Origin of the sequence: Nostoc sp. FACHB-280 (genome assembly GCF_014697615.1) — a bacterium.
In the GTDB taxonomy this organism is placed as follows: domain Bacteria; phylum Cyanobacteriota; class Cyanobacteriia; order Cyanobacteriales; family Nostocaceae; genus Nostoc_B.
Genome location: NZ_JACJSD010000008.1, coordinates 157,051 through 168,429 on the forward strand (window position 1 = coordinate 157,051; position 11,379 = coordinate 168,429).

Genomic DNA, 11,379 nt, shown 5'->3' on the forward strand with positions numbered 1-11,379 from the left:
CTTTATTTCTTACATATCGACATAACTAAATTCTGCCAGCAATGGCTTGTGATCGGATGAATTAATTTCATCTAAAACTTTGGCACTGGCGGATTTTTCAGTTAATCCTCGATAAAAAATATAATCTAGGGGGGGTGACAAAAGGAACCTTTTAATCTTTTTACTTTCATGAGGGGCAAATTCGACTGACTTTAACCCTAATTTAGTGACAGCTTTATCTAAAAGTATGGCTCGTTGACGATTCCAAGTATTGAAATCACCAGCAAAAATAATCGGCCCGTGATGTGTGGATAACGCTAACTCTATTTCTTGTAATTGAGTTTTAAATTTATTTAAATCAACAAAATTAATTAAGTGACTATTAATAGTTAACAGGGTTTTGTGCTGGTGAGATAAAGAATATTCTGCAATTAATGAAACCTTGGGTGTGTTAACTAGAGGTTCATAATGTTTAGTCACTATCGCTTTCTTACTGAGAGGACTAATATTAGCTGCTGTTAAAATCCCCGAATAAGTTTGATGATGGGCATCAATGAAATTCGGTGCATAAGCCCAACTCAATTTGTTAAACCCAATAATTTGTTTCACACCTACACCCATTCGGACTTCTTGGCAGAAGATTAAATCAGGTTGGTACTGTCGCAGAATGCGGTAAAAATCTTTAAACCAACTTTTGTCAAAGTTATTTTTAGCAATATTCCAGTTTAAAACCTTAATTGAGTGAGGCTTTAGTTCTGTTTGCAGTTTATGACTATTACCGAGTGTAGATTCATGGGTGCGAATGAATCGATAAGAGGGAACAAACTGTCTGGCGAAAGAGGCGATGTTTTCTTTGAACTCAGACATGACTCAAATTTACTAAACTTTATCTATGTTAAATTATTCCCTAGTTGTGGATGTTTACGCTAACAAGGTCAATTAATATGGCATTTAGTAATTATAAAAATATTAGTACAGTCATCAAAAAATTTCAAATCAAATATATCCAGTCTAATTTTATGTCGGAATTAGATTTTCCTGTTCCCCAAGCTTTCCAAGAAGAGTTAGATTTACTATTTATAGATGGAGTTATAGATAATTCTGAAGATGCTATTTGTGAAAATCTGATCTATCCAGTTTTAAAAGAAGTTTGGAAACATTACCGGAGTAAATTAACACTTTGGAGCCATGAAACATTGACTTATGACGAAGATTTATCAGGAGTTCCAGATTATACAGTCACCCAGCGAAATCCTCTAGGAACAGTTGTATTTGATAAACCATATTTTCTGACAGTAGAAGCTAAACAAGACAGATTTGAAGAAGGTTGGGGACAGTGTTTAGCTGAGATGATTGCAGTCCAAAGAATTAACGATGATTTTGTCAGCGATATTTTTGGAATTGTGACAAACGGCAAAGTATGGCAATTTGGCAAGTTGTCTGCTGATGTGTTTACTCGGAATAAAGATTTGTATGTTATTCAATATTTAGATAAATTGTTTGCAGCAGTTAATTATATTTTTCAACAATGTGAATTAAAAACAAAGCCTGCCTAGCTTATCTAAAATGGCAAAGCCAAACGCAGGCTAATTCTTCTGATACATTATAGGAGCGATCGCAGGCTATGGACTCTCCTGTGCAGCCACTCGGACAGACTCTACATCAACCTTCAGTTGTTGAGCAATTTGTTCTATACTCATTCCTGTTTTTAATAACAGAGGTACAGCCGCTTTCAAAATTTCAGCTTTCTGTTCTTCTCTACCCTCAGCTTTTGCTTCTTGATAAACCCTTGTTTCTTCTAAAGTTAGTCCCAGCATAGCTTCTACTTCCTCTCTACTCAAAGACGCAAACTTGTAAACAGCTATTGTCGTAATAATATCGATGATTTCGGTTTTCTGGAGTGTATCTGTTAATTCTAATTCTACCCTTTGAATTACTTGCTTGGCTTTCTCTGCCATTTTATTCTCTGAGGCAATTGTTAACTGCATCAAATTAATCCCGATTGGTAGAGTATCAGAACTACCCAACTCATCTAAATAAATGCGCTGTACTTGGTCGCTGTTTAAAAAAATTCGATGTGTTCTAGTATCGCTTGGTTCTAAACTGCGTGATGGAAAAATTACTACACAATACCAATCATCGTATTCATTTTGATTCCGGTACAAATACGTCATTGACTCAGTAAAGAAGCGATGATACAAAGCTTCATCTCGCTGAAATTGCACTTCCGCGAAAAACACAATTCTTGGTGTGACACCCTCTGATGGTAAAAAGACTCCATCAATGCGAAAGGAGGTTTCTTTCACCTCAACTGATTCAAATCGATAATTTTGCGCCTGTTCATGCCGATAATTAACGATTTCAAAAATTAAGGCTGGGAATCGTTTAAAAATTTGGTAATAAATAGAGTCACGTTTCACTGAACATATCGAAATAGGCTGATTGTCCTTAATTTTATCAGTTAATGCAAATGATTGTTGATTTGAATGTTTTTATGAAGACATTTACTTGTTGGAAAAGATAGATTAGAAATGAATTACGTTCAAAAAGGTAATAATATGAGTCGTCATAGGCCTGTTTTAGTAATTCCTCAATCTTCTTCAGCACAAATCATAAACTGGATTGCGATCGCCGGCATCGTGGGATTATTTGGCATTGCGATTCACGCTTGGTTGGCGTTACCAGAAACGATACCCATTCATTTTGGATTTGATGGCAAAGTTAATGGTTGGGGAAGTAAAAAAATTATTTGGCTGTTACCAATTTTAAGTTTAGTAACTTATAGCTTTTTAACATTTATTAGTCGTTACCCACACACATTTAACTATGCAGTTACTATCACTGAAGTAAATGCTGTGCGGCAATATCAAATTGCTGGCTCGATGCTAAATTGGTTAAAAACTGAGATGGTTTGGCTATCTGCTTATATTGAATGGCAAATTTACCATCTAGCAACTACAGCCAATCCCTCTTTAGGCATCTGGTTTTTGCCTGGATTAATTATCATCATATTCGGCACGATTGGATATTGGTTAAGGCAATCGTTTTTGGCGAGATGAGATTTAGGGATAAGGGAGATACTTAATATTTAGACTGAAGTTAAGTAAGAATTTAACTGACGGTGCAATTGTTTATTGTTGAGTTTAGCTTTCCATTCTCGAATTGCGATCGCAGTTTTGGCTGTTGGTGAAATGTATGTTTGTTGGGGTGGTGTTGGTTCTGGTTGAGGCTGGAATGTTCGCAGGGGTTTTGTGGTTAAACAGTTGCTTAAATTAGGTAAATTCTTCTCTAGATTTAATGCTTTAATCACATCATCTACAGTCTTGAAGCGATCGTCTAAGGAAAACCTCACCATTTTTCCTAAAATCCTGGCAAAGTGATCACTAATATTCACTTCTTTTTGCCAGCTAATTTCCCCTGTGGATGTATCATGTTCAAAGTCTAAAGGCCCTTTACCAGTTAATAAATACAGACAAGTGACTCCCACTGCATAGATATCACTGGCGTAAACTGGCCGCAATGCAAACTGTTCTGGTGGTGCAAATCCCATAGTTCCGACAAAATTAGTCGTGGCTGTCTTGTAGCCAGAGTCTTCAGAAATATCAACTAACTTTTCTTTAACTGCACCAAAATCAATCATCACCAATCGTTGGTCATCTTCACAGCGCAACAAGTTTTGCGGTTTAATATCTCGATGAATTACCCGATTTTGATGGATATACTGCAATATTGGCAGAATGTCTTGTAAAAACTGCTTAACTTCGGCTTCAGTTTTCACGCCATTACGTCTGACTTCTCGTGCTAATGTACAACCCCGCACATATTCCTGCACTAAATAAAACTCACCATTTTTTTCAAAGTAGTCTAACAGCATAGGAACTTGTGAATGACTACCAAGTTGCGCTAAGGTTTTGGCTTCTTGTTCAAATCTTTGACAAGCTTTTTGCCAACTTTTGGTACTGGTGGTTTTTGGACAAAGTTGTTTAATTACACACAGAGGATTTCCGGGTAAGCGGGCGTTTCTGGCTAAAAAGGTAATGCCAAAGCCACCTCTACCTAAAATTCGCAATATCATGTAGCGATCGCGGAATAGCTGCGTAGAACCACACAATCGAGCCAGTTGATTTTTTTGTAAACTGTACTCGTCTGGAAAAGGGGTAATGTTTTCAGAAAAGCGATTCATGGTTTTAAAACAGCTACTCTGCATTGTTTTCAATGTAACTTTAAAAATATTTTTTTGCCAGTATCATTACTGCATGTTTGTAAAACTTTTTCAAAGTCTTCTATCGCCCAACACTTGATGCTCTCAAGTGGAACAACAAAAACAGTTGAAGGATGCAGTAGAATAACTCAACGTTTAGACCTGTGCTAGTCAGTAAGTCACGGTTCCCTTTGCTAAAATTAGAGGTGTCTATAAAGGCGGTCTGATGCTCGAAACCACCATCCTTCAACACCTCAAACAACTACCTGAATCTCTCCAACAAGAAGTCTTACACTACACTCAATTTCTCCTGGCAAACCACGTCAAAACTAAATCTGTCTCCCCAAAACGTCAAGCTGGCTTTCTCAAAGGCACTTTTAGCTTACCCCTACCAGAAGACTTCGATGAGCCTTTGGATGATCTGAAGGAATACATGGAATGACGGCATTACTGTTGGACACTCACGCTTTTATCTGGTATTCAGAAGATGATCCTAACTTGCCTGACTCACTCAAAGCAGAGATTGATCATGCAGAGCGCGTTTATCTCAGCATCGCCACATTATGGGAAATTGCGATCAAGCTTAACCTCGGTAAACTCTCACTTCAGGCAAATTACGAATTAATTGAAGCTAGTTTAGAGCCTGCTGGAATCAACCTCCTGCCGATCGCTTTTGCTGACACGATACAAATCCTCAAACTCCCACTCCATCACCGTGATCCGTTTGATCGCATTCTAATTGCTCAAGCAATGCGCCATAATTTGGCGATCGTCAGTCGTGATCGTGCATTTGCGGCTTATCCACTACAACTGTTGTGGACATAAAAATTTTGGCGTTGCATAAATGCGGGATGAAATCATAAAATTCCACTTTTAAAACTCTTGCTCTTTGCGCCTTTGCGTGAGACAAAAATCATCCCCGTAATCAGCAACGCCAAAATTTTTTGCTCAAAGCGTCAAGCTCTGGACTCGAACGTTTTAATAACAGATACACCCAACAAAGCATAAAGACTGAAGCAGTTGTTTCATACTTCAGCCTTCATACCTCATATTTTCCTACGGTACTTCAATTGGAATTAAAGCATTTTCTGGCAAATAGTCAGAAAAACGCCCGTTATCAGCCAGAATTAAAATCAAGCGCAGGGGATAATCGGGGGGAACTTGCAAATCTGCCCAAGGCACTGATAATTCTAAACAAGTATCTAAAGCTACTTGGGCGCGGCTAAAGCGGGGTTGCCATTGATAATCTTCTGCGGCTTCGCGGAACTGTACTGATTGTGTGAGTAAATTAATTTCCAAATGGTGATGGTACAAATAATTTACTGGTGCTTGCTGCGGCACATCTTTTAAGGGAATTGGGCTATTGTGCATGGTTTTATCAGGATAGAACCACAGCAAATTTAATTCTGGTGGTAATTCTTGTCCTGGTTTGACACCACTTTTGAAGTCCAACCGGATATAAAAGTTGAGGTGATCTACCCCATACCAAAGTCGTTGGATGAGGCTGCTGTTGTGCATTGTGCCTCTCGCACCACCAACTTCGATTCTGCCGGCTTTGTCCCAATCTTGTTCGTCACCACGGCCATCAATGACCGGGTGAATAAAGCTTTCTGGAAGATGATTGGCGCGAATTTCATGCACTTCTACAGCTTGAGAGAGATAGGCTGGTACGGGTTCATTTAAGGCTTTGTAAATGCCAGCTAGATGCTCTCGAAATAATTCATCAAAAATAGCATCTTGATTAGAAGAATGCCCTTCACCAAACCACCAAAACCAGTCTGAACCTTCAGCCGCGTACAAAGCTTCCCAGGCGGCTGGGTTAGTTTCTTCGGTGGCTTCTGGATGGCTGGCTAACACGGCTCTGGCTTGGGTGAGGTAGTCCCAGGCTTTATTTTTTGCTGGGTCGCCAATCCAGGTGGTGAAGCTACCATCTACCCACGAACCACTGTGTAATTGTTCTTGGGGGATAGTGGCTGTGGGTGGGAATTTTTCAATAAATTCCGAGACGGTGACAAGTTGCAATTGGGGGTCGTTGCTCAGGTTGTGATACAAAGCTTCCAGGAACAGCTTGCCATCTTGGGGATAAAATTCCCAGCAATTTTCGCCATCTAAAGCAATGGTGACTAACCAAGGTTGGTCGCTGGGGTTTTCGCGCTGCTTTTTAGCGATCGCTTGCAGATGTCCCACTAAGTTGGCGGCGGCTTGTTTTGGCTGCATTGCCCCGTAGGTAAAGCCAATTAAATCAGACAATCTATGGTCGCGGAAAACAATCGCTAAATCCCCTGCTGGAGTTGTTAGGCGATAAGGGCGATATAGCATTTCTGGTTGCTGGACGTTCCCTGCACCATCTCGATGGAAGAAGTGTCGCAGTGTCCACCCTAAGACTGCTTCATCTGAGCAAATCCACTTAAAACCTTGTTTAATAATATACGGTAATACTTCTGGACTCACAGATTGTTCCGAAGGCCATAAACCTCTGGGTTCTTGACCAAAACGCTCTGTATACATATCCCAGGCTTTGCGTAGGTGGCGGGGAATGTCTTCTGCCCATTGAAAGCGATGCTCTGGTAAGGTCATATTCGGCACTGCTACCCGACCAGAGTTAGTATCAGCCAGCAAAGGCATAATTGGGTGAGTGTAGGGCGTGGTTGTGACTTCTAATTGCCCTGTTTGCTGCATTTTTCGGTGTTGGGGAATAATGCGGCTTAAGATTTGGCGTTGTTTAGCGTAAATTTGCTGGCGATCGCTTAAACTAAAATTCCGCCCTTGTTTTAACCAAGCGGCAATTTCTGGGTCATCCCAAAACAAAGGATCTATCCAAGCTAAATTGTGCCAAGCCAGCAAATCGCTGTAATCCTGCACACCCCAATTTGCTAAACACCAAGCTTGTCCTTTGTCTTGCCTTTGTTGATATAACTCAGCATAACGGGGATGGGGATCAATTAAGGTGTGGTGATTGGCATCAAAGAAATGTTGGACAATAAATTCGTGCTGTTCTCTGGTTAGTTGTTCAGCAGCAGTTAAGCTGGCTGTTAAATAAGGGTCAAAAGCTGTACCAGCAATGTAATCTTCTAATTGCAATATCAAAGAAGGTACCAAATTCACCGTTTGGTGTAACTTGGGATATTGTTCCAGGATTAATATTAAATCTAAATAATCTTTAGTGCCGTGTAAGCGTACCCAAGGTAGCTTGTATTGTTGGGTAGATGAAAGTGAAACGCCGCTGTCAGGAGATTTGTACAGCGGCTGATGTTGATGCCAAATAAAGGCAACATAAAGTGGATGGGACATAATCGGTAATGATTAAGGATTAGGGATGAGGACTTAGGGATTTATAAAGTGAAAAGTTTAAAGGCAAAAGTAAAAAGCGTTAAATTTTGACTTTTTACTTTTGACCTTTGACTTTTTACTTCTGATCCCTCAGCCCCTAAATTACTTGTTCAACTTCAGCAATTTCGGGAATCATTTCCTTGAGGCGGCGTTCCAGACCCATTCTCAGGGTCATTGTGGAGCTAGGACAAGAACCACAAGCACCTTGTAACCGTAATCTGACCACAGGGCCATCAAGTTCTACAAGTTCCACGTTACCGCCATCAGACATCAAATAAGGGCGCATTTCATCTAAAACGGTTTCTACGTTGTCAATTGTCAATTCCATTGTTTTAGACCTGTGAAGTTAGTGATGGTGATGAGGTATGAGTTTTTCGTAGATTTTTGGCACTACTACCAACTCAATACCCACAGCTTTGTTTTTTAGCTTTGTTAAATCAATCCTAGATCCAATTGTCGCTAGATTGCTTGGCGTAGTTTTACCTTTGTTGTTTGACACAAAACAATCACTAGCGACTCAACAGCTAACATCCAGCCCTGTGACGGGATTCGTGAACTTACTAGTTAATCGAAGTGAAATACATCATAACTTTACCTTACTCCCCAGGCATATATATAGTGTTTTCATATACAGTCATAAAAATTGGGTGCGTGGGTTTAGGGGTGTATGGGTAGGGAGGGGTTTAAGGGGTGTATAGGGCGTATGGGAGTGGGGAGTGTGGGAAGTGTGGGGAGTGTGGGTGTGGGGGAAAGAAAATCTCGCTGTCAGTTCTCTAGTCTACGTTTCTATAACCTGTAACCGAAAAGGTGCTGAGTTAAAGAGCGTATATTACTCAGCACTAGTAGAGGTTGGCGTAAATAAACAGACTATCTGGAATAGCTAAAAGGCTTGTTTTATCACTATTCTTTCTTTTTACTTTTTATTTTTTACTTTTGCTCTGTTGTACTAGTCTGGAAAAGCTAAACCTGTTCTGGGGTCGCGGATATACAGTCCTAGGGTGAGACTCCGCATCACTTCATCCCAAACGGGTGTTAACTGTTCGGCTTGGTCTGCCCAAAACTCAAAGGTAATTAAGCATTGTATATTTGAGCCTAAACCAATGCAAATTCGAGAAAAAGCTTCTCTTGGTTCGGCTTGGGTGTCAATAAATTTAAGTTCTGTCCACACAACTCTGGCGGTTTGGCGTTTGAGGGTGATAACTTCGCCTTTCTCAATTACATCGCGGCTGTCTTCTTCTACGATTTTCTTTAAGGTAGCTTTGAGGGGAAACAAACTCCAGTCGTGGGGCGGTAGGTGATTAAAAGATACTTCTAAACAGCAGTCATCTTTGGGTGGTTTTTTATCCATGAACTTGAAGGATTTTTCTTGGGGTTCAAATACCCAATTTTGGGGGACGTTGAAGCGAACAGCCCCCCGGTTAGCAACGAAAATTTTATAGCCTGATGGAGATTCCCAGTGGTGGTCGGGTTGGAGATCAAGCGTTTCTTTAATCCACTGGAGATTGCTTTTTTTACGCTTTGCCATAGTTTTAGCGATCGCTCACTTCGTTAATAATATCAAATTGATGAATGTTGAATGTTTCGCGCAAAGGCGCAAAGGTGCAAAGATGATCTTGACTCAACGTAAACCACCAGATGCTAATGCTGTGGTGAGTTTAACTTTAGCACTGACGGCACAAGAACGGACTCGCAGCCGTCATCGGTTTGACATGGAAAATGGTCAGGTTGTGTTTTTGCGTTTACCCAGGGGGACTGTGTTACGGGATGGCGATATTCTACAAGAGGAAAATGATGGTAGTTTAATGAGAATTGTTGCGAAGCCAGAACCTGTGCTGACTGTCTCGGCTAAATCACCACTGTTGTTAATGCGAGCAGCATACCATCTGGGTAATCGTCACGTACCTCTGGAAATTACGCCGAGTTATTTGCGTTTGTCACCAGATACTGTTTTACACACGATGTTGGTACAGTTGGGACTGGAAATTACAGAAGAAATTGCACCGTTTCAGCCAGAATTAGGGGCTTATGGACACCATCACCCTCACTGATAGTCATTTTTTGGGAATTTTGCAGTTAGCCAGCCCCGCTTTACCTGTGGGCGCTTATAGTTATTCTGAGGGTTTGGAAACTTTGGTAGAACATGGCATTATTACCAATCAAGATACACTCAAACATTGGCTAACCTCGGAGTTACGTTACGGTGCAATTCGGCTAGAGGCGGCGGTGATGTTACGGGCGGCTGCATCTGCGAAGATGGGGAATATTGAAACCCTCTGTTATTGGAATCACTGGTTATCGGCGGCGAGGGAAACCCAAGAATTACGCAACTCTAGTTGGCAGATGGGGCGATCGCTGGCTCAATTACTTGGTAAACTACAACCAGAATTACTACCTACAATTAATAGTGTGGGTAATCGTTGCAATTATGCAGTTGCTTTTGGTATTGCTGTTGCTCATTGGCAAATTCACCCCAATGCTGCTTTACTCGCATATCTGCATAGTTGGGCTACTAATCTCATCACCGCCGGAGTTAAACTGATTCCCCTCGGACAAACCGCCGGACAAGAATTATTACTAAATTTACAACCCTTAATTAGTGCTACTGTCCAAGCAGTTCTTGTTTTAGAAGATGATGAATTAAGTTGTTGTAGCTGGGGTTTATCTTTAGCAAGTATGCAGCATGAAAGGCAGTATACAAGGTTGTTTAGAAGTTGAGTGGGAAGTATGAAGTGTAAAGTATGAAGTATGAAATTTTATCCTTTTGCCTTTTGACTTTTTATTATGACCGCATTTCGAGTAGGTGTTGCAGGCCCGGTAGGTTCGGGGAAGACGGCGTTAGTGGATGCTTTATGTAAGGCGTTACGTGACCAGTATCATCTTGCTGTGGTGACGAATGATATTTATACTCAGGAGGATGCACAATTTTTGGTGCGTTCTCAGGCTTTAGCAAGCGATCGCATTTTGGGTGTAGAAACTGGTGGCTGTCCCCACACGGCGATTAGAGAAGATGCTTCAATGAATTTAGCTGCAATTGAACAGTTAGAAGAGCGTTTTCATAATTTAGATTTAGTCTTTTTAGAAAGTGGTGGTGATAATTTAGCCGCTACCTTCAGTCCCGAATTAGTCGATTTAACTATCTATGTTATTGATGTGGCTGCTGGTGATAAAATTCCCCGCAAAGGCGGCCCAGGAATTACCAAATCTGATTTATTAGTGATTAATAAAACTGACCTTGCACCATTCGTCGGTGCAGATTTAAGCGTTATGGAACGCGATGCGAAAAAAATGCGCGGTAATAAACCTTTTATTTTTACGAATTTAAAAACTCAATCAGGTTTAGCAGAGGTAATTAACTTCGTTTGTAAATACTTGGCTTAAAAATTTTACCATTTGTAATTTATCAATACGTCAGCGTAACCTAACTCTGCGTTACTTTGTGCTGACTTTGCAGGTATAGCAGGGGACAGGTGATAGGTGACAGGTGACAGGGTTAAAAGCTTTGTGCTGTCTCAGTTTTACTATTTATCCATGTCCTAAGCAACTTTGCTACTGCTATAAATTTCCCTAGCCTCTAGCCTCTCTTCCCCATCTACTTGTACTGCACCCAACCGAGAAACGCTACGAATAACAAACTTATCTTATACTGTCCTCTATCTTTGGTTAGATAGAACTAATATATTATTCCTCCTAAAGTTAGATAAATTCTAGAGTTAAAATCATTGATATTTAGTAATAATGAGTCTGTTATATTAAAAGTGACTTTTAACTATCTTCAGCAAGAGTTTAGTTAACAATCAGCAAAAAAATTCTCTTCTAAAAAGCGTTGGTACTTAAGCATCAATTTACTTATCCAAGACACATTAATTTTT

Annotated in this window: 13 protein-coding genes; 7 read left to right on the forward strand and 6 right to left on the reverse strand. The window is 40.3% G+C overall.

All coding sequences use genetic code 11. The annotated features are described in order from the left end of the window. Positions 1 to 9: 9 nt before the first annotated feature. The gene (locus H6G75_RS08425; protein WP_190979497.1) at positions 10 to 846 is read right to left on the reverse strand and encodes an endonuclease/exonuclease/phosphatase family protein; all 837 of its coding nucleotides are present in this window, start codon (positions 844 to 846) and stop codon (positions 10 to 12) included. Between the two features lie 77 nt (positions 847 to 923). Between H6G75_RS08425 and H6G75_RS08430 the strand changes: the two genes are divergently transcribed. Beyond that, complete coding sequence (locus tag H6G75_RS08430; protein ID WP_190979498.1) at positions 924 to 1,535, forward strand: hypothetical protein; 612 nt, start codon at positions 924 to 926, stop codon at positions 1,533 to 1,535. Positions 1,536 to 1,601: 66 nt separating this feature from the next. Here the strand turns inward: H6G75_RS08430 and H6G75_RS08435 are convergent, their stop codons facing one another. Continuing rightward, positions 1,602 to 2,399 (reverse strand): Rpn family recombination-promoting nuclease/putative transposase, encoded by a 798-nt coding sequence (locus tag H6G75_RS08435; protein ID WP_190979499.1) that lies wholly within the window; start codon positions 2,397 to 2,399, stop codon positions 1,602 to 1,604. Positions 2,400 to 2,537: 138 nt separating this feature from the next. On the opposite strand from H6G75_RS08435, the gene H6G75_RS08440 reads away from it, so the two are divergent. Next, complete coding sequence (locus H6G75_RS08440; RefSeq protein WP_190979500.1) at positions 2,538 to 3,038, forward strand: DUF1648 domain-containing protein; 501 nt, start codon at positions 2,538 to 2,540, stop codon at positions 3,036 to 3,038. Between the two features lie 29 nt (positions 3,039 to 3,067). Here H6G75_RS08440 and H6G75_RS08445 read toward each other — a convergent pair whose 3' ends face one another. Next, positions 3,068 to 4,162, reverse strand: coding sequence for a serine/threonine-protein kinase (locus H6G75_RS08445; protein WP_190979501.1), 1,095 nt, complete (start codon positions 4,160 to 4,162; stop codon positions 3,068 to 3,070). A gap of 244 nt (positions 4,163 to 4,406) precedes the next feature. Here H6G75_RS08445 and H6G75_RS08450 point away from each other — a divergent pair, with 244 nt between their 5' ends. Both H6G75_RS08450 and H6G75_RS08455 read left to right on the forward strand, forming a co-directional pair. Further along, positions 4,407 to 4,622, forward strand: coding sequence for a DUF2281 domain-containing protein (locus H6G75_RS08450; protein ID WP_190979502.1), 216 nt, complete (start codon positions 4,407 to 4,409; stop codon positions 4,620 to 4,622). Further along, positions 4,619 to 5,005, forward strand: coding sequence for a type II toxin-antitoxin system VapC family toxin (locus H6G75_RS08455; RefSeq protein WP_190979503.1), 387 nt, complete (start codon positions 4,619 to 4,621; stop codon positions 5,003 to 5,005). Before H6G75_RS08450 ends, H6G75_RS08455 begins: the two co-directional genes overlap by 4 nt. Positions 5,006 to 5,236: 231 nt before the next feature. On the opposite strand, the gene H6G75_RS08460 is transcribed toward H6G75_RS08455, so the two are convergent. The 3 genes from H6G75_RS08460 to H6G75_RS08470 form a co-directional block, all read right to left on the reverse strand. Beyond that, positions 5,237 to 7,471: a glycoside hydrolase gene (locus H6G75_RS08460; RefSeq protein WP_190979504.1), complete on the reverse strand. Its 2,235-nt coding sequence runs from the start codon at positions 7,469 to 7,471 to the stop codon at positions 5,237 to 5,239. Positions 7,472 to 7,607: 136 nt separating this feature from the next. Continuing rightward, positions 7,608 to 7,838: a NifU family protein gene (locus H6G75_RS08465; protein WP_062293460.1), complete on the reverse strand. Its 231-nt coding sequence runs from the start codon at positions 7,836 to 7,838 to the stop codon at positions 7,608 to 7,610. Positions 7,839 to 8,456: 618 nt separating this feature from the next. Continuing rightward, entirely contained in the window at positions 8,457 to 9,035 is a 579-nt protein-coding gene (locus H6G75_RS08470) for a hypothetical protein (RefSeq protein ID WP_190669106.1), read from the reverse strand. An 82-nt stretch (positions 9,036 to 9,117) separates the two neighbouring features. On the opposite strand from H6G75_RS08470, the gene ureE reads away from it, so the two are divergent. The 3 genes from ureE (at position 9,118) to ureG (ending at position 10,888) form a co-directional block, all read left to right on the forward strand. Then, positions 9,118 to 9,558 carry an urease accessory protein UreE gene (ureE, locus tag H6G75_RS08475; protein WP_190979505.1) on the forward strand — a complete coding sequence of 147 codons (441 nt, stop codon included), beginning with the start codon at positions 9,118 to 9,120 and terminating at the stop codon, positions 9,556 to 9,558. Continuing rightward, on the forward strand, positions 9,536 to 10,225 hold the full coding sequence (locus H6G75_RS08480; protein WP_190979506.1) for an urease accessory protein UreF: 690 nt from the start codon (positions 9,536 to 9,538) through the stop codon (positions 10,223 to 10,225). Before ureE ends, H6G75_RS08480 begins: the two co-directional genes overlap by 23 nt. Positions 10,226 to 10,291: 66 nt before the next feature. Next, complete coding sequence (gene ureG / locus H6G75_RS08485) at positions 10,292 to 10,888, forward strand: urease accessory protein UreG (RefSeq protein WP_190979507.1); 597 nt, start codon at positions 10,292 to 10,294, stop codon at positions 10,886 to 10,888. The last annotated feature ends 491 nt before the right edge of the window (positions 10,889 to 11,379 follow it).